Genomic DNA, 18243 nt, shown 5'->3' on the forward strand with positions numbered 1-18243 from the left:
CCGTCTGCACTCGGGGGCACCACTGTCCGGCCTGACCCAAGGGCGCACCCCACATCAACCCGCTTCACGAAAACCAACTCGCTGAGAAAACGTCATTGACCCCAATCGGCACCACCGATCTTGTGTCTTGGGGTACAGTGCGGAGAGTGCTGCTGCGGCAGTGCGTCTCACATCACCTGGCCACCGGCAGCCGGGGTGAGCAGAGGGCTCTTGAGAGTCACCCGCAGTATCAATGCTCCACATCGCCTATCAGGACACATGTACCTGCTCTCTCCTGCCGTTGCCGGGCGGCCAGTTGAAGGGGCTCGTCATGTCCAAGTCCGATAACGCAAGGCGTCTAGCCAAACAGATCCGCCGTCAGACCCTTCTCACTCGGTCTACTTCACTGCGGCTAGCCAGGCAGGTCCACACCTTCAGCGGCTCAGACATCCCCGACGCCGCGGACCGCAGCCAACGCCAATTCGAAGCACGTGTTGCACACTGTCTGGCCGACGCCTTCCAGGATCGCCAGCTCAATGGAGCCCTCCTGGGCGTAACAGAGGCGCATTCGACCGATCGAGGTCTAACTATTCACCTCGAACCAGAGATGTCGCGCGAAGTCCTTCGCGCAGTACTCCCTCGTATGGACGAAGAGTACGGTGGGCTACGCGGAGTACCTGCCCTGCGTATCAGTTGGGGCGGACAGCATGTGGCGCTGTACGACACTTTAAGTCCAGCACATATCAAACTTTCGCACGGCGAGCGAGCCTTCGACACCCTTCTTCCTAATGCGCATAATGGCGAGCACCTGCTTTGGAGATCGAACCCGAGAAAAGCCACAAAAGATGAGCGAAATGAGTGGCTTGAGTGGGACACCTGGTTCTTGTCGCAGGGCCAGAGGGAGACTCGGGACCTGCTGTTCAGCCGGATACTCCGCCGCCCGACCCTGGTAAATCGCGCGGCAGCACCTCATGGACTGGCGAACTGCTACACACACCACCCCGGAGACCTCGTGATCGAGTGGTGCTGTGGTGACACTACAGAGACGCTTTGTGCCGTTCTTCTGGCGCATAACTTCGTAGACGGCCTCCCCCCGGAAAAATCAGTAGAACTGTTCCCTTCGTTAGCTTCGGTACAGTTCGGCGACTCCACCGTGATTCTGAGGAGGCACAACACGTGCGTTCTTCCGAATGAGATGATGGGCAGCCGAAAGCTCTCGGAACTGATTCGGGAGGACTACACATCGTGACTCCATTTCTAGCCCTTCTGGGAGTCGCTCTATGTGGATTCTTCGGCGGCCTAGTTCGCTTGTGGAGGGATATCGTGGCACTTCGTGGGTTGGAGCGTCTCATGGCCGGCTGCAATAAACAGCAGCGCGCCGAAGTGTGCCGTGTCCTTGCTTCCTCACTCCAAAGGAATGAAGCAGCCCTAACTTCATGGAAGGGTACTCGCGCCACCACCAAGGGCCCGGATGAGAATGCCTAGAACGCACCCTACGCGATCCAGTCGAATACGAAGCGGTCGGGGTCCCAGCGCTTCCGGGGATTCGCCGGGCGTACCTCGATCGCCCGTACGCAAGCGCTGATAATCGCGCGGCGCTGGGACTGGTTCAGCTTTTTCCATCGCACTTGCATGTCCTCGAAGGTGCCCACGAACCCGGTCAGGACTGCCGTGCGAGACACCTTGGCGAGGCGGGCACGGTTGCGTTCCAAGCGTTCTTCGATGGGCTGGCGAGCAATCATCCACTCCTTGCGGCTGATGCGCCTTTCTCCCATGTCCCGGGCGAGCTCTTCGAGTTCCTGTTCATCCCGCCTGACGTCCTCGTAGAGGTTGCTGCCGGGCTCGTCCTGGTCTCGTAGCCGCTCGATGAAGGCAGGTGACTCCAGAGCGGCCAGCACCATGTCCCGCACGTGGTTGTCCGCGCGCTCCGCGTTGACAGCCGTGCCCGCGCATGCGTCAGTACCCCGGGTGTTCGGGCAGACGTAGCGCGGTATGCCGCTCCGGGGGCGGCCGATCATTCCCCATCCGCAGGGGTGGCCGTCGGGCTTCGGCTTGCCGCATCGCAGGACGCCAGACAGCAGGTAACTCCGCCTTGTGGACCCCTCGACGTTCCTCCTGCGTGCCGGATCCGTGAGAACCTTGCGCACCCGGTCTGAGTCCTCGTGGCTGATGATCCCCGGCCAGACTGCATCGGCAACGATCTCTCCGAGCAACGGGCGGGTGTGCTCCCAGGTGTTGCGCGGCAGGTGTTCGCGCCGGCCGCTGATGCGGGCTGCGGCCAACAGACGGCGGAGTCCGCTCGGCTTCCACGGCTTGCCTGCGGGGCTGACAACGCCACGGGTCTGCCAGTCCCGGCAGATACTCGACAGGCATTCACTCGCGAGGACGCGCCGTACGCCTTCGCGGATCAAGTCGGCTTCGCTCTCCCGGCTCGCGATCCGGTCGTCCTCGTAGCCGAAGGGGCGGCCCCCTCCCCCGGAGATCCGCCCGGCTTCGGCGGCCTGGCGGCGCTGCCGCTGCTGGCGCTCCGCCTTGTGCTCCGCATCGTGGCGGGCGGCGGCGCCGAGCATGCGGGCCACCATGCGGCCGGTCGGGGTGGCTAGGTCGATCTCACCGCTGACGGTGGCCAACTCGATGCCGTGGCGGTCGGCCAGATCGATGACGTCTTCGAGTTCGCGGGGGTTGCGGGTCATCCGGTCCAGGTGCCAGACGGCTACGGCGTCGATCTCACCCGGCGGACCGCGCCTAACCGTTCCTGCCAGGCGGGGCGTGGTGCACCGAGTAGGCGCTAACGTCGTTGTCGGTGTGTACCGAGACGACATCCCAGCCCACGCGGGCACACAGGGCCCGGCAGTCCTCTTCCTGGCGGGCGACTCCGAGACCGGCGCCGCCCCGGTCCTGGCTGATCCGGCATTAGATCGCTGCTCTTATCCTCATGGGTACTTTGCTACACCCTCGTAGGCACGGGCGTGAGCTGCCCGGTGGGCGTGGCGAAGGCGGACACGCCGTGAGCGCGCTTGTGTCAGCCCGGTGCCGGGTTCCGGCACCGGGCTGACAAGTTGTGCGTACGGCCCTTCCGGCTTAACCGAAGTTCACGTCGCTGCACATCAGGTAGGCCTGGTCGAGGTGCGATGCCTGCCAGATCGTGAAGACGATGTGGTGTCCGGAGTAGCCGGAGGTCTGGACGGGGAAGGTGATGTCGTTCGCCGGGGGGTAGCTGCCGGTCTCGGTGATGAAGTCGAGGTCATCCCAGCCGAGGGCCTGGGTCTTGGGGTCGAACCCCTGCTTGCTCACGTAGACCCGGAAGAAGTCGGCGCCGTGGGACGCCTGGTCGTACAGGTGGATCGAGAAGTTGTCGGAGACGTCGGTTGTCGTCCAGGCGCCCGGGTTGTTCAGGCTCTCGAAGTTCGGGTGGTTGTTGCTGCAGAGCTTTCCGTTGGGGATCCGCGCCTCGAACTCGCCGTTGAGTCCGTCCTGGAGCATGCTCATCCAGTTCCACATGGTGTTGGGGTTGGCCTGGTACGCCTGCCAGCACATGGGGTCCTCCTGCTCCATGGCCGGGTTCAGGTGGTCGTCTCCCCACTCTTCCCAGCAGTGGTAGGCGCGGGTTGCCGGGTCGACGACGGTGCCGTGAGCCTGGGCGGTGCTGGTCCAGCCCAGTGCGCCGACGACCACGGCGACCAGCAGGGTGAGCGCTTGGAGAGGTCGGCGGGCAGCCGGCCGGGAGCGCCTGGCGGAGGGGCTTCGCTTGTGCATGGGGGGTCTCCGTTCCGGTCGAAGAACACAGATGGGAGCGCTCCCATACTGGCACCGCCTCGATGAAATGTCCATGAAGAAGGCAGAGTGCTCCGCTGCGCCGCGACACCGCTCTGCGGCGCGCAGCCGCACCGGGCACGCCCACAGCGCTTTAAGTAGCATAAAAGGGTACTTTCCGGGTCGCTCGGGGCGCAGAGGCGGGGCGCTCAAGAGGTGGTAGCCGATGACGGACGACGGAGACGGGCCGGGTGCGGGGAGCCAGGGCTCCGCGCACCTGGGTGAGCTGCTGGATCTCGTCGATGAGGCCGTCGTCACCTGCGACCGCGCCGACGGGACGATCCGGGGGTTCAACCGTGCCGCCGCCCGCCTCTTTCCCCGGCTGCGCCCCGGACAGCCGGCCAGTACGTCGGCCGCGGCGCCCCTCGCGCGCGCCGCCGCCCGGGGGGCGAAGCGGTTCTCCGCCGCCCACGAGGGGCGCAGGCTCCGCGGGCATCTGCACACCGCCGACGGGCTCGCGGTATGGCTGGTCAGTCAGGTCAGCAGCGCGCATAGGGCCGAGGCGGCGCTCGTCGAGGAACGCGACCGGTCGGCCTTCCTGGAGGAGGCCACCCGGCGCCTGGGCGCCTCGCTCCATCACGGCCGCACCGCCCGTACGCTCGCCGAGATCGTCACCCCGAAGCTGGCGGACGCGTCCGTGGTCGTCCTGCCCGCGGGCGGGCGGCTCACGGAGTGGCACCGGGCCGGTCCGGGCGACGACCGCTCCTTCGGAGAGGTCGCGGTCGAGAGACTCGAAGGGGTGCCCGAGGTCGCGAACGCGCTGTACGGACTCCAGCCGCGCCCCGCGGTCGTCAGCCCCCGGGAGCTGGACGCGCTCGACGGTCTCATGCCCGAGGAGTTCGGCCACGGCAGAGATCCGCTCGTGGCCCAGCTCGCCGCCGGGGGCGTGCCGGCGGGCGTGCTGATCATGTTCCGCGGTCCGGCACGTGACCGCTTCGACGACGGGGACGTCGACCTGGCGCAGCAGTTCGCCGTCAGGGCCGGGCTCGCGCTGGCGACGGCGGGACTCTATTCGCAGCAGGCCCACACCCTCGCCGTCCTGCAGGCCGGCATGGCCCCGGAACCCCTGCCCTCCCCCGACGGCCTCAGGCTCGGCGCCGCCTACCGGCCGGCCGCCGAGGCTCTGCACATCAGCGGCGACTTCTACCATGTGGCCTCCTCGCCCGCGGGCGGGGTCACGTTCTTCTTCGGCGACGTGTCCGGCAAGGGTGCGGAGGCCGCGGTGCTGGCGGGGCATCTGAGGCAGAGCATGCGGACGCTGGCCATGGTCACGGAGAAGAGCGAACCCCTGCGCGACCTGCACCTGCTCAACGACATCGTCCTCGGCGACGGCCACCGCTTCACGACCCTGGTCACGGGCTCCGCCCGCCCCCGCGACGACGGCTCGGTGCTGGTGGAGATCGCCGGCGGCGGGCACCTCTCCCCGCTCGCCCTGCGTGGCTACGGAAGGGTGGAGGAAATCCCCTGCGAGGGCACGCTCGTCGGAGCGGTGCCCGATCCCAGTTTCAGCCGTACGGAGTTCCTGCTCGAACCCGGCGAGCTGATCCTTTTCTACAGCGACGGGGTCACCGAGGCGCGCGGTGGTGCGAGCGGGCGGGAGATGTACGGCGACGAACGTCTCGTCGACGCGCTGGCCAGTTGCACCGACATGCAGGCGGCGTCGGTCGCCGAGCGGCTGGAGCTCCTCACGACCGAATGGCTTGCGGGCCGCCCGCACGACGACATCTCCCTCCTGACGCTGCAAGCACCTCCCCGCCGCGGCTCCTCGCCGCGGCGCGGGCCCAAGAGCCGCGAGAGTCCCCGACTGCCGGAAAGGCCGAGCGCCCATGGCTGATTCAGGTATCACCGACGCCGCCCGCGCCGACTTCGACGCCTGCCTGGCGGATGCGGACGAGGACGCCGCGATCGAGCTGGCCGTCGGTCTGGTGGCGAGCGGCGTGAGCGCGGAGGACGTGCTGCTCCGACTGGTGGCACCCGCGCAGGTGCGGGTCGGTGAGCGGTGGGAGTCCGGCGAGTGGACGGTGGCGCAGGAGCATGCGGCCACCCATGTCAGCAGGCAGACCGTGGACGGGGTCGCGTCCGCGGCCCGCGGCACCGCCCGCTCGCCCGCCGGGGCCGGTTCAGCGGGCCGTGTGCTGGTGGCCTGCAGCGACGGCGAATGGCACGTTCTCCCCTCCCACATCCTCACCGAGGTGCTGCGGCTGCGGGGCTTCGACGTGCGCTCACTGGGCGGGTCGGTGTCCCCGCAGGGGATTCTCTCGGAGGTCCACCAGAACGGCCCCGACGTGGTCGCTCTCTCGTGCACGCTGCCCTGGAACCTGCCGCTCGCCCACCGGCAGATCGAGAGCTGCCGGTGGGCCGGTGTTCCCGTCATCACGGGTGGCAAGGGGTTCGGTCCCGCGGGCACGTGGGCGTACACGCTGGGTGCGGACCTGTACGCGGCCGACGCCCGTGACGCCGCGGACGCCCTCCTTCGCCGCTGGCCGCCGGTGCTGCGCGGGGTGTCGTCGGTCCAGGCGGACGCCGTAGACGCGTACGCGGCCCTCGTCAGGCAACGTCCCGGGCTGCTGGCGCACATGGCCCCCGCGCTGCGTGACGTGTGCCCCGGCATGCACGGGGCCCCGGGCGTCGAGCACGAGGAGGGCACCGGGTTTCTCGGCAGGTTGCTGGACTCCCTGGCGGCGGCCGTCTACGTGGACGACGAGCGCGTGTTCACCCGGCATCTCGCCTTCGTGCGGACGTACCTCTCCGCCCGCTCGGGGGACTCCCGCTGCCTCCTGGCGATGGCGGACGTCCTGGCCGACCGGCTGAACGGGTCGCCGCGGGCGCTCGACAAACTGTCGGCGGGGCGCCGATTCCTCGTCGAGGGGGAGGACGCCTCCCACCGTCCGGGATGAGGCGAGTGTCGCGGCGTTGAGCTGCCTACTTGCATCGCACCGGCGGGAAGCTGAATCGCTTCTCCCTCACTCGTTCGAGCGGCGGGACGGGACGGCCGCCCGGTACCCTGCCGCGAGGGATCAGAATCGCGCCCATGGGAGCAGCAATGACCACCGCCGCAGCCGGGCAACCGCTCATCCCCCAGCCGCCCTCGACGGTGACCGCCCTGCGTCAGGCCGTCAGCCAGATCGCGCCTGCCGCGCTTTGATTGCTGTTGTCCGTATCGTGCCTCCGTTCAACGCCTTGTAGCCGCCGACCCGGTCGTGTCCATCGGCCTGAGCGAGGGGGGAGGTCGCCCGGGGCCCTGACGGGGATGCGGGTTCGTGCAGGAGACGAGGAGCAGGGCGATGTCGTCGCTGCTTTCGGCGGCGACCGTCTCCTTCGCCCGTTCCACGATCCTGTCCGCGAGGGCGTCCAGCGGCTCGTCGCCGGCCCGGGCGAGGGTTTCCGCGAGCCTGTCGATGGAGGCGCCCACGTCTTCGCCGGGCCGTTCCACGAGGCCGTCGGTGTACAGCGCGAGTGTCGCGCCGGGCGGCAGTGGTACCTCGACCGCTTCGAAGGGGACGTCCTCCTCGATGCCGAGCAGCAGCCCGGGCGGCAGGTCGAGGGTCTCGGTGCTGTGGTCGGCGTGCCGGAGGATCGGCGGCGGGTGGCCGGCGGATGCCAGGAGCGCACGATTTCCCGGCATGTCGAAGTGGACGTACAGGCAGCTACAGAACATCCCGTCGCTCATCTCCATGAGCAGCCGGTTGCTGTGGGCGAGTACCTCCTCGGGGTGGGCGCCCACGCGGGCCTGGGTGTGCATGGAGGTGCGGATCTGTCCCATGAGGGCGGCGGCCTGGACGCTGTGCCCCTGGACGTCGCCGATCACGGCACCGACCTGGCCGGCGCCGAAGTCGATCAGGTCGTAGAAGTCGCCGCCCACATCCAGCGCGTGCGTCGCGGGCTGGTAGCGCGCCGCGACCTCCAGGCCCACCACGCGGGGCAGGCTGCTCGGCAGCAGTCCGTCCTGCAGGCCCCTGGCCACCCGGGCGTTCTCGTCGTAGAGCCGGGCGCGGTCCAGGGCCTGAGCGATCATCCCGGTCAGCGTGGTGAGCTCGGCGCGTTCGTCCGGAGGGAACTCCCGTGGACTGTCGTAGCCGAGTACCCAGCAGCCGATGGTGCCGCTGGAGACCGTCAGCGGCAGGAAGGCGAATGCGGCCATGTCCCGGTAGTGCTGGTACTCCGGGTAGGCGCGGACCAGCTCGGCGTTGGTGGGGTGGAAGCCGGGGACACCGGTCTCGATGGTGCGTGCGCCCTCGGTCTGGGCGGCCAGCGGCAGGCCGTCGAAGTACTCGTCCATCCCCTCCGGGAAGCCGCGGGAGCCGGGCACCCGCAGCCGGCCCTCGTCGGCGATCAGCACGGCCAGGCCCTGGGTGCCCAGGACGGGCATCATCTGCTCGATCAGCGACTCGCACACCTCTTGGACGCTCGTCGCCTCGGTGAGGGAGGAGGCCAGGTTCAGCAGGTGGAACAGGGTGCCCGCGCGTGTGGGGACGCCGGGTGGCGCTTCGTCGGCCGGCCGCTCGCGCTCGGACATGTCCTCGGACCTGTCCTCGGGCCTGATCCATACGGTGACTCCGGTGGCGTCCGGGTAGAGCCGGAAAGAGAGCCAGGTGCCGTCGGGCCGGCGGGCGGAGAAGCCGGTGGGCAGGCGGCTGAAGAGCGCGGCGAGGTAGGCGTTCTCGTGAGCGGGGTCGCCCAGCCAGGGAAGCACTTCCCAAGGCTCGCGGCGGAGTAGCTCGGAGCGGTCGTGGCCGAGCAGCTCGGCCGCCCTCGTGTTGACGAAGGTCATCTGGCCGCGCAGGTCGAGTGCGACCATGCCCTCGGCAAGGCGTTCGGTCAGGGCCGCGCCCGGCTCCTGGTAGCGGCCGGGCGGCGGCTCGACGGCACGCAGCACGTGCCTCGGTCCTACCGGGTGCCCCTGATCCGCGGCCTCCTTCAGCAGCCCGGCCATCCGCTCCGCCGCCGTGCGGACCCGCGCCAGGTCGGCATCGGACGGCCGGGCGGAGCCGGTGCCCGGCCACAGCAGCAGCACGGCACCCCAGCAGATGCCGTCGGCCACCAGCGGGACGACGTACATGGCCACCGCGTAGGGGAAGGAAAGTGCGGTGCGGGGGAACCGGCGGGCCAGCTCCTGCTGGTCGGGGAGCCACACCGGGGACCGCGAACGGGCCGCCTCGGCGACCGGCACCGGCGCCGCCAGGGCCACACGCGACCACGGCCGGGCCAGCCTGCGGGGTACGCCGGTGACCGTCGTCATCTGCAGCGTCTGTCCGGTCTGGAGGTACAGCCCGCCCACGTGCGCACCCACGGCACGGGTGTCCTGCTCAAGCACCTGATCGAGACGTGCCGCGACTTCCTGCGTTGCGGCACCGCCCTCGTGCCCGTGCACGTCGTACCCCCTTCGCCACGTTTCCGCGGACTGTGCGCAGGGGCGCCTGCCGACTCCGGGGCGCACCGCCCATGTCACCCTCCGGCACTGTTCGGCCGGGGTTACCTCTCTTCCAATGGGCGCAAGGGGGGCATATGTTCCTATTACTCTGATTGATCGGGTTTAAGGGCCAAGCGGCTGCTCGCCGAGCGGCCGGATACGGAGCAGTCATGGGCGCACCCTCGGAAGCCGACAGCCGCCGGCAACGCTTCGAACACGGCATGGAGGTCCTCACCCGCGTCGACGGCGAGGGCGGACAGCGGGTCGTGGACTCCCTCGCCGACATCAGCCCGGAGCTGGGCCACCAGGTGGTCGCCTGGGGATTCGGTGAGATCTACGACCGGCCCGGACTGGCGCCCCGCGACCGGCAACTGGTCACCCTCGGCATGCTGACCGCTCTCGGCGGCTGCGAGCCGCAGCTCACCGTGCACGTCAATGCGGCCCTGAACGTGGGTCTGTCACCGCGGGAGATCGTCGAAGCGCTGCTGCACTCGGCCGTCTACTGCGGTATGCCCCGGGCCCTGAACGCCACGTTGACCGCGAAGCAGGTCTTCGCCGAGCGCGGGCTGCTGCCCGTGGCGGACGACTGAGGCTCGCCTGCGGTGTGGCGCGCCTCCCGGGCGGATCGCCCTGCGGCGGGCAGCGGCGAGGCCGGTGACCCGGCGCGTGCACCCGCCGGCGGCGGACGTGTCAGAAGAAGCGCAGGAGTTCCGTCAGGGAGGTGAGGGAGGGCACGTCCGGGAGGTCGGCCGAGTCCCGGCACAGCGCACGTCCCGCGTAGCCGAGCCGGATCGCCGCGGCGACCAGGTCCGGGTCGTCGTCGACGAACAGACACTGTGCGGGAGCGAGGTCCAGCGCGGCGCTGGCGTGGTGGTATATGCGCGGGTCCGGCTTGGTGCAGCCGAGGACGGCGGAGATCGCGTACGCCTCGAAGAACCGGCCGATGCCGAGTGCGGCGTGGATGTCGGGCAGATCGGGCCAGGCGTCCGATACCACGGCCATCCGCACCCCCCGCCGGCTCAGCTCCTCCAGCGTTTCCCGGACGTCCGGGTACGTCTCCAGAAAGACCTCCGGGGGGACCTCCCGGCGCAGGTCGGCGAGGAGCCGGGGGGCCGGATCGACACCGAGGTGGTCGAGTATCACCCGGTGGTAGTCGTCGTAGTCGGGCGTCGACGGCGAGGCGGCGAAGAAGTCGTCGCCCGTGCTGATGGCCGCCGCGAACTGTTCCGGTGTGATCGACGGGGCGTGGGCGAGGACGGTCTGCTCGAAGTCCGCTCGCGGGTTCCACCGGCCGCCGATCGGCCGCATCAGCACGCCGCCCGAGTCGAAGAGCACGGCGCGGAGAGGGCCGGGAGAGGCGGGTCGTGTCGTCACCCGCCCAGTCTCGTGAGGGGACTCCCCTCCGTCGACCCCCTTCGCGCCGGAGGCGGCGCCGCCGGGCGGCTCGTTCAGCCGCGTTCCGGGGCGCGGGGGTGGATTCCCTCGCGTACGGCCTGGTGGATCGTTCGGGACAGTTCGGCCGCGTTATACGTGAAGCCCGTGAGGATGAGGCGTTTGCCGTTGCGGATCTTGATGCGGCAGTGGACGTCCCAGCCCATCGCGGCGCTGATCGCGGTCTTCTGGCCGGTGTCGGAGACGTTGCGGATGCTCTCCCAGGGGATCACCCGGGACTCCCCCGTCCTGCGGTAGACGATGCCGCCCTCGCGAACCGTGTAGACCTCGCCGTGGCGGCTGGTGTAGCGCAGGCCGTTGGTGATGCCGGACCACAGGCACAGCAGGGCCACGCCCACCACCAGCCCGGCGAAGGTGCCGCTGGACGCGTCCTCGAAGGTCTGGATGACGATCGGGACGGCCGCGCCCGCGGCCGCGACCCCGATAACTAATGAGATGATCCCGACCCGTCCGTGGCGCGCCACGTCGGTCTGATGGCGCCCGACGAAGGCACCGAGTTCCTGTTCGCCCGGCATCGTCATCTGCCGTCCCCCCACTCCCCGTTGCCGTGCGCAGCATTCTCTTAGGAGGGGGCTCGCGCCACAAGCAGGGCCGCGACCCGGGCGATCATCTGGCTCTCGGTGCCGTCGCGGGCGGTCGTCGGGTGGTAGGCGAGGACGAAGCGGCGGCGGCCGTCGCGGGTGGAGAACGCCGCGTTCTTGTAGCCGTACGTCTCGCCCGTCTTGCCCCACAGGGTGACGCCGCCGACCACGGCCTGCTGCAGTCCGGCCGAGTAGCGGGCCGGGGTGCCGTCCGGCATGCGTACGTCGTCGGGAGGCAGGGTGAACATCAGGCGCAGCAGGTCGGGCGGCAGCAGTTCGCCGGCGAACAGCGCCGCCAGCAGCCGGTCGAGGTCGTCCACCGTGGAGATCATGTCGCCCTCGCCGCGCGCGGAGGACTGGTCGTACGCGGTGATGTCGCGCAGGCTGCCGTCGGCCATCCTCAGGTAGCCGCGTACGTGCCGGCCGCGGATGTGCCGGTCGTCGCCGGGGACAGCGGTGCGCATCAGATCCAGTGGGCGAAGGATGCGGGTCGCGACCGCGTGCCCGTACGGGCGGGCCGTCACCCGGTCGACGATCAGCGCGGCGAGGACGTAGTTGATGCCGCGGTACTCCTGCCGGGTGCCCGGGGCGAACTTCAGCGGGCCGTGCGTCGCCGTCGCCACCCACTCCCGCGGCGTCCAGTGGTCGAAGCGGTGGCGGAACACCTCCTCCGCGGTCTGCGGCTCCGGGATGCCGACGTGGTCGGGGAGCCCGCTGGTGTGGGTCAGCAGGTGCCGGACGGTGACCGGTGCGAAGCGGGCCGGCAGCAGCCCGGGCAGCAGGCGCGTCACCGGGGCGTCCAGGGCGACCCGGCCCTCCGCCACCAGTTGCAGCACCACCGTGGCGACGAAGACCTTCGTGACGCTGCCGATCCGGACCCTGTGGTACGGAGACACCGGCCGCCGCGTGCCGGTGTCGGCCACGCCCGAGGAGCCGTACCAGCGGCCGGCGGTGCCGCCGACGCGGAGCTGCGCGGCGGTGGACGGCGGGTGCTCCAGGTCGTCGATCGCGGCCTGGAGGGCGGCGGGGTCCAGCGGCGGGAGGGGCGGGGTGGGGGCGGAGGGAGCGGGAGCCGCGGCGGCCGGCTGCGCGGACAGCGCGGTCAGCCCGGCCAGCGCCGACGGGACGGCCGCGGCGGCCGTCCCGGTCAGCGCGACGCCCGCAAGGGCCCTGCGTGACAGGTGCGTTGAGGTCATGCACCGACACTGCCGGGCGGACCCGCACCCGGACATCGGGGTCCGCCCCGGAGCGGTCCCCCATCGGACCCTGGTACGTCCCGGATGCGGGCCCGCCGCGCGTCAGCCGGCGGCGAGGAGTTCGAGGGTGTCGATCACGCGGTGGGAGAAGCCCCATTCGTTGTCGTACCAGGCGACCACCTTGACGTGGCGGCCGTCGACGCGCGTGAGGGCCGAGTCGAAGACGGCGGAGGCCGGGTTGCCGACGATGTCGGCGGACACGAGGGGGTCTTCGGAGTACTCGAGGATGCCGGCCAGTCGGCCCTCGGCCGCCGTGCGGTAGGCGGCGAGGACGGCTTCGCGGGTGACGTCGCGGGTGACCGTGGTGTTGAGTTCGACGATCGAGCCGACCGGGACCGGCACGCGGATCGAGTCGCCGGACAGCTTGCCGTCCAGGCCGGGGAGTACGAGGCCGATGGCCTTGGCCGCGCCCGTCGTGGTGGGGACGATGTTGACGGCCGCGGCGCGGGCGCGGCGGGCGTCGCGGTGGGGGCCGTCCTGGAGGTTCTGCTCCTGGGTGTAGGCGTGCACCGTGGTCATGAAGCCGTGCTCGATGCCCGCGAGTTCGTCCAGTACGGCGGCCAGGGGGGCGAGCGCGTTGGTGGTGCAGGAGGCGTTCGAGACGACGGTGTGGGCCCGCGGGTCGTACGCCTCGGTGTTCACGCCCGGGGCGAGGGTGACGTCCGCGCCGGCGGAGGGGGCGCTGACGAGGACCTTGCGCGCGCCCGCGTCGAGGTGCGCGCGGGCGGCGGTCGCCGCGGTGAAGCGGCCGGTGGCTTCGAGGGCGAGGTCCACGCCGAGTTCGGCCCACGGCAGCTTCGCCGGCTCCCGCTCGGCGAGCACCTTGATGCGGCGGCCGTCCACGACGAGGGCGTCGCCGTCGGCCGTGACCGGGCGGCCGAGGCGGCCGGCGGTGGTGTCGTAGGCGAGGAGCCGGGCGAGGGCGGCGGGCTCGGCGAGGTCGTTGACGGCGACGACGTCGAGGCTGCTGTCGCGTTCCAGGAGCGCGCGCAGCACGTTGCGGCCGATGCGGCCGAATCCGTTGATGGCGATGCGGGTCATGGGCGTCCTGCCTTCCGGGGTGCGGCCTGCCTGCGGGCTTTGTCCGCTTTACCAGCAGGTTCGCCCCTCGCGCCGCCCTGTGACAGCGGCCTGGATGCCACACTCCGCAAGGATCTCGCCAGCCCGCCTGCCCGACCCGCCGCCTACTCGCCTCTCGCGAACGTGCGCCGGTACTCGCTCGGCGTCGTGCCCAGGATCCGCTGGAAGTGCAGCCGCAGGTTCGCGCCCGTGCCCAGGCCGACGCGGTCCGCGATCTGCTCGACGCTCTGCTCCGACCGCTCCAGCAGCTCGCGCGCCACGTCGATCCGCGCCCGCATGATCCACTGCATCGGCGTGTACCCCGTGTCGTCGGCGAAGCGCCGCGAGAACGTGCGCGTCGACACCCCCGCGTGCCGGGCCAGCGCCTGCAGGGTCAGCGGCTCGCCGAGCCGGTGCAGCGCCCACTCCCGGGTCGCGGCGAACCGCTCGCCGAGCGGCTCCGGCACGCTGCGCGGCACGTACTGCGCCTGGCCGCCGCTGCGGTACGGGGCCGCCACCAGGCGCCGGGCGGCGTGGTTGGACGCGGCCACGCCGAGGTCGCCGCGCAGGATGTGCAGGCACAGGTCGATGCCGGAGGCGGCGCCCGCGGAGGTCAGCACGCTGCCCTCGTCGACGAAGAGCACGTTCTCGTCGACCCGGACCGCCGGGTGCTTCGCGGCGAGCGCGCGCGTGTAGTGCCAGTGGGTGGTGGCGCGCCGGCCGTCGAGGAGGCCGGTGGCTGCGAGGGCGAAGGCGCCGGTCGAGATGGCGGCAAGGCGGGCGCCGCGCCGGTGGGCGGCGATCAGGGCCTCGGTGACCGCGGGCGGGGGGTCGTCGCGGTCGGGGAAGCGGTAGCCGGGCACGAAGACGATGTCGGCCCAGGTGAGCGCGTCGAGCCCGTGTGCGACGTGGTACGAGAGCCCGTCGCCGCCGGCCACCAGCCCCGGCGCGGCGCCGCACACGCGCACCTCGTACGGCATGCTCCGGCGGGTGCTGAACACCTGCGCGGGGATGCCGGCGTCGAGGGGTTTGGCGCCTTCGAGTACGAGGACGGCGGCGCGGCGGAGGCGGGAAGCGGACACGGGGACACGGTACGCAGGCCGGGGGCGCGGGCGGTGTGCGGTCGGCGGCTACGCGCCCGGGTGTGCCCGGGGCCGGTACGTGCCCGGGTGCGCCCCGCGCGTTCCTCAGTCGCGCGGGAAGTACGCGCCCGGCGGCGCCCCCACCGTGCGGTGGAACGCCGCGACGAACGCGCTCGGCGACGCGTACCCGACGCGCCGCGCCGCGGTGGCCACCGTCGCGCCCGAGGCGAGCAGCGGCAGGGACGCCTGGAGGCGCAGGTGCGTACGCCAGCGGCCGAAGGGCATGCCCGTCTCGGCGACGAAGAGGCGCGCCAGCGTGCGGGGCGCCACGCCGGCGTACGGGGACCACTGCGCGAGCGTGCGGGCGTCGGCGGGGGTGTCGCGCAGCGCCTCGGCGACGGCGCGGGGGCGGGGGTCGTGGGGCATGGGCGCCAGGACGGACGTCGCGGCGACGGGGGTGAGCTGGTCGAGGAGCACGGCCTCCGCGCGGGCGCGGGCGGGCGCTGCGGGCGGCACGGGGGCGTCGTCGGCGAGGTGGTCGAACAGGGCCCGCAGCAGCGGGGTCACCGCCACGACGGTCGGCTCCGTCCACCCCGCGGCGGCGGGGCCGGCCGTCGATGCGGGGCCGGGCTGCCGGACGTACAGCGCGCGGGGCTCCGTCGTGCCCGCCGTACCCGTCGCGTGCCGCGTCCCCGGGGGGATCCACAGCGCCGTGCTCGTCGGCAGCACCCAGGTGCGGCCCCGGGCTCGCACCATCAGCACCCCGCTCCGCGCCCACGCCAGTTGCGGCACCGGGTGGCGGTGCCGGGCGACCCACCCGCCGCCCGCCGTCGCGAAGCCCGCCACGACCACCGCACCGCCCCCCGGACCGGAAGCGGTTGCAGAAGCAGCAGAGACGGCAACAGAAGCGGAAGGCGGGACATGGCCGTGCGGCGACATGGCTCGCCAGACTAGCGCGTGGCGGCCGACGGCTCCCCCGCCCGGCCGCCGGAGAAGCGGAAGCGCACGAACGGACCCCGGCCGGGTAGGAATCGGGCATGCGCCCCGTGGACTACGACGACCGCCTCCACCGCTCCTACGCCGCAGGCCGCGCCCTCACCGACGCCCAGCGCACCGCCTGGTCCCGCGCCTTCGCCGCCCGTCTCCCCGCCGCCCGCCCGCTGCGCGGGCTGGACCTCGGGTCCGGCACCGGGCGGTTCACGCCGCTGCTCGCCGCGGAGTTCGGCGGTCCGGTCACCGGCGTCGAGCCGTCGGCGCGGATGCGGGAGCAGGCCGTGGCGCACGCCGCGCATCCGCGGGTCACGTACGTCCCGGGGCGGGCCGAGGCGCTGCCGCTGCCGGACGGTTCCGCCGACTTCGCGCTGAGCTTCCTCGTCTGGCATCACGTACGGGACAAGACCGCCGGCGCCCGCGAGCTGCACCGCGTGCTCCGGCCCGGCGGCACCCTGCTGCTGCGTACCGAACTCACCGACGCGCTGCCCGACTTGTGGTATCTCGACGCCTTCCCGCGCGGGCCCGAGGTCCTCGCCGCGCTCTACGAGCCGCTGTCGGCGGTGCGCGAGCCCTTCGAGGCGGCGGGGTGGGAGCTGACGGGGGTGGGGGAGGTCGGGCTGCCGGCGCCCGGTACGTGGGCGCAGGCGCTGGCCCGGTTGCGTACCAGGGCGTTCTCCATCTTCGAGCACATGCCGGAGGCCGACATCGAGGCGGGCTTCGCGGAGTTGGAGCGCCGGGTGGCCGCGGCCCCGCGGGCGCCGGCGCCGGTGGCGCCCGGGACGGTGGTCACCTTCCGCCGCGCCTGACGGGCCCGGGAGCGGTCCCGCTCACCAGGCCCCCACCTCGCTGTTCGGCCTGATCTGCGCGACCACGGGGACCGCCTCCCCCACCCGCTCGACGGCCTCCGCCGTCCACGGCCCGACCGCGGCGAACACCACGTGCTCGACCCCGTACTCCGCGAACGCCTCGCACCGCTCCGCGACCGACTCCGCCGGCTCCCCGAGCTCCATCCGGGCGGTGACCGTCTTCTCCACCTCCCAGTACGGCCGTCCCGCCGCCGCGCAGTGGTCCGCGAGCACGTCCAGCTCGCGGCGGAGCGTCCGGCCGCCGTCGGGTACGTCGAAGAAGTTGCACGCGTCCGCGTACAGCGCCGCCAGCCGCAGCATCGGCCCGTCGCCGAGGCCGCCGACGAGCACCGCGGGGCGCGGGCGCTGCACCGGCTGCGGGCTGCACACGGGGTAGTCCAGCGTGAAGTGCCGCCCGTCGAACGCGCCGGTGTCGCCCGCCCACATCTGCTGTGCCAGCCGCAGCGTCTCCTCCATCCGCTCGACCCGCTCGGCGGCGGGCGGCAGGCCGAGGCCCATGGAGTACGCCTCGTCCTCGCGGTAGCCCGCGCCGATGCCGAGCCAGGCGCGCCCGCCGGAGAGCACGTCGAGGGTGGTGACGGCCTTGACGAGCAGCGCGGGCGAGCGGTACGTCACGCCGGTGACCATGGTGCCGATGCGGACGTTCTCGGTACGCGCGGCAAGGTACCCGAGCGTGGTGTACGCCTCCAGCACCGGCTCGTCCGGCGTGCACGTGGGGTCGGCCTGCAGCAGGTGGTCACCCACCCAGACGGTGTCCACGCCCGCCGCGTCCGCCACGCCGGCGACGTCGGCGAGCGCGGTCGCGAGCGCCGCGGGGCCACCGGGCCAGGAGAAGTCGGTGACGTTGATGCTGATGCGCATGGTGGGCGGCCTCCTCGTCGCTTCCGCTCAGTCTGCCTGTGGCGGTGCGTGCCGGTCGTCCGTCCGGAGGAGGCAACTTTCTTACTCCCAGAGGAGTAACGGGCGCTCAGGAGGTCTGCGGAGGCGGTAGCGGGCCCTCGGCGGAACCGCCCGGACGGTACGCGGAGGGAGGCCGGCGGCGACTGCGTACCGTGGTGCCATGAGCACCGCCAAGTTGACGCCCGCCCGGCGCCGGGCCGTGGCCGGGGCCGACGCCGCGACCGGGCTGGTGCGCGCGAGCGAGCGCGTGCTGGAAGGGCTGGTGGACGGCGGTTTCGCGGTGCGGCATCCGCGCCCTCCGCACCGGCACTACCTCACCCCCGCCGGGCGCGAGCTGCGCGACCGGCTGCTCGCCGACGCCCGGGCCGCCGCCGACGCCCGGGATGCCGACGCCGCCGGCGCGGACCGGGCCGGCGGCCAAGGCCCGGGAGAACCGGGCGTGTTCGCGGCCCGTACCGGCGGCGAGCCCGCCCCGGCAGACGCCGCCGCGCGCGCCCGCGAGGTGCGCAGCGCCTGGGAGGGCCTCGCCGAGCTGCGCCGGGTCAGCAACGCGGACGGCGCCACCGACGTGCCGTGCGCCTGGGAGCGTACGCACCTGGCGTCCGCCGTCGCCCTCGCGCTGGAGGCCGCCGGGCTGCCCCCGGCCGCCCCCGAGACCGGCGGCTACGTCGTCACCCCCGCCGAGCACCAGCCGGAGGCGGCACGGGTGGCGTGGCGGCCGGGACCCGCGCTGCGGGAGCTGGTGCGCGCCGCGGGGGCGCTGGAGGCGGCGGGGTGGCAGGTCTCCGAACACCCGGAGCGCGACGGCGGGATGTACCTGCTGGCCTCGCCGCGCCGCCGCTGACGGGCCGG

The 18243-nt window shown here is 72.0% G+C and carries 16 protein-coding genes; 6 read left to right on the top strand and 10 right to left on the bottom strand.

Features of this window, described 5'->3' with window-relative positions; all coding sequences use genetic code 11:
• Positions 1–310: 310 nt before the first annotated feature.
• The gene (locus O7599_RS13670; protein ID WP_281622427.1) at positions 311–1228 is read left to right on the top strand and encodes a hypothetical protein; all 918 of its coding nucleotides are present in this window, start codon (positions 311–313) and stop codon (positions 1226–1228) included.
• Positions 1229–1472: 244 nt separating this feature from the next.
• Here the strand turns inward: O7599_RS13670 and O7599_RS13675 are convergent, their stop codons facing one another.
• Both O7599_RS13675 and O7599_RS13680 read right to left on the bottom strand, forming a co-directional pair.
• Positions 1473–2672 (bottom strand): recombinase family protein, encoded by a 1200-nt coding sequence (locus O7599_RS13675; protein ID WP_281622428.1) that lies wholly within the window; start codon positions 2670–2672, stop codon positions 1473–1475.
• Positions 2673–3060: 388 nt separating this feature from the next.
• Positions 3061–3666 (bottom strand): lytic polysaccharide monooxygenase, encoded by a 606-nt coding sequence (locus tag O7599_RS13680; protein ID WP_281623373.1) that lies wholly within the window; start codon positions 3664–3666, stop codon positions 3061–3063.
• Between the two features lie 292 nt (positions 3667–3958).
• On the opposite strand from O7599_RS13680, the gene O7599_RS13685 reads away from it, so the two are divergent.
• Together O7599_RS13685 and O7599_RS13690 are read left to right on the top strand one after the other, a co-directional pair.
• Entirely contained in the window at positions 3959–5626 is a 1668-nt protein-coding gene (locus tag O7599_RS13685; RefSeq protein WP_281622429.1) for a PP2C family protein-serine/threonine phosphatase, read from the top strand.
• Positions 5619–6689: a cobalamin-dependent protein gene (locus O7599_RS13690; RefSeq protein WP_281622430.1), complete on the top strand. Its 1071-nt coding sequence runs from the start codon at positions 5619–5621 to the stop codon at positions 6687–6689. The genes O7599_RS13685 and O7599_RS13690 overlap by 8 nt, the downstream gene beginning before the upstream one ends.
• A 275-nt stretch (positions 6690–6964) precedes the next feature.
• On the opposite strand, the gene O7599_RS13695 is transcribed toward O7599_RS13690, so the two are convergent.
• Positions 6965–9163, bottom strand: coding sequence for a SpoIIE family protein phosphatase (locus O7599_RS13695; RefSeq protein ID WP_281622431.1), 2199 nt, complete (start codon positions 9161–9163; stop codon positions 6965–6967).
• A 209-nt stretch (positions 9164–9372) separates the two neighbouring features.
• On the opposite strand from O7599_RS13695, the gene O7599_RS13700 reads away from it, so the two are divergent.
• Positions 9373–9792: a carboxymuconolactone decarboxylase family protein gene (locus O7599_RS13700; protein ID WP_281622432.1), complete on the top strand. Its 420-nt coding sequence runs from the start codon at positions 9373–9375 to the stop codon at positions 9790–9792.
• A gap of 100 nt (positions 9793–9892) precedes the next feature.
• On the opposite strand, the gene O7599_RS13705 is transcribed toward O7599_RS13700, so the two are convergent.
• The 6 genes from O7599_RS13705 to O7599_RS13730 all read right to left on the bottom strand — a co-directional run bounded on the left by O7599_RS13705 (position 9893) and on the right by O7599_RS13730 (position 15478).
• Positions 9893–10576, bottom strand: coding sequence for an HAD-IA family hydrolase (locus tag O7599_RS13705; protein WP_281622433.1), 684 nt, complete (start codon positions 10574–10576; stop codon positions 9893–9895).
• A gap of 74 nt (positions 10577–10650) precedes the next feature.
• Positions 10651–11175 (bottom strand): PH domain-containing protein, encoded by a 525-nt coding sequence (locus O7599_RS13710; protein WP_281622434.1) that lies wholly within the window; start codon positions 11173–11175, stop codon positions 10651–10653.
• 41 nt (positions 11176–11216) lie between these two features.
• Entirely contained in the window at positions 11217–12431 is a 1215-nt protein-coding gene (locus O7599_RS13715; RefSeq protein WP_281622435.1) for a serine hydrolase domain-containing protein, read from the bottom strand.
• Between the two features lie 102 nt (positions 12432–12533).
• Positions 12534–13532 carry a type I glyceraldehyde-3-phosphate dehydrogenase gene (gap, locus tag O7599_RS13720; protein WP_281622436.1) on the bottom strand — a complete coding sequence of 333 codons (999 nt, stop codon included), beginning with the start codon at positions 13530–13532 and terminating at the stop codon, positions 12534–12536.
• Positions 13533–13675: 143 nt separating this feature from the next.
• Positions 13676–14632, bottom strand: a complete 957-nt coding sequence (locus O7599_RS13725; protein ID WP_281622437.1) for a helix-turn-helix domain-containing protein — start codon at positions 14630–14632, stop codon at positions 13676–13678.
• Positions 14633–14737: 105 nt separating this feature from the next.
• The gene (locus tag O7599_RS13730; RefSeq protein WP_281622438.1) at positions 14738–15478 is read right to left on the bottom strand and encodes a helix-turn-helix transcriptional regulator; all 741 of its coding nucleotides are present in this window, start codon (positions 15476–15478) and stop codon (positions 14738–14740) included.
• Positions 15479–15669: 191 nt separating this feature from the next.
• On the opposite strand from O7599_RS13730, the gene O7599_RS13735 reads away from it, so the two are divergent.
• Positions 15670–16431, top strand: a complete 762-nt coding sequence (locus O7599_RS13735; protein WP_281622439.1) for a class I SAM-dependent methyltransferase — start codon at positions 15670–15672, stop codon at positions 16429–16431.
• Between the two features lie 21 nt (positions 16432–16452).
• On the opposite strand, the gene O7599_RS13740 is transcribed toward O7599_RS13735, so the two are convergent.
• Complete coding sequence (locus O7599_RS13740) at positions 16453–17352, bottom strand: TIGR03560 family F420-dependent LLM class oxidoreductase (RefSeq protein WP_281622440.1); 900 nt, start codon at positions 17350–17352, stop codon at positions 16453–16455.
• A 199-nt stretch (positions 17353–17551) separates the two neighbouring features.
• Between O7599_RS13740 and O7599_RS13745 the strand changes: the two genes are divergently transcribed.
• Entirely contained in the window at positions 17552–18235 is a 684-nt protein-coding gene (locus O7599_RS13745; RefSeq protein ID WP_281622441.1) for a hypothetical protein, read from the top strand.
• Positions 18236–18243 lie beyond the last annotated feature (8 nt).

The organism is Streptomyces sp. WMMC500, assembly GCF_027497195.1.
Taxonomy (GTDB): domain Bacteria; phylum Actinomycetota; class Actinomycetes; order Streptomycetales; family Streptomycetaceae; genus Streptomyces.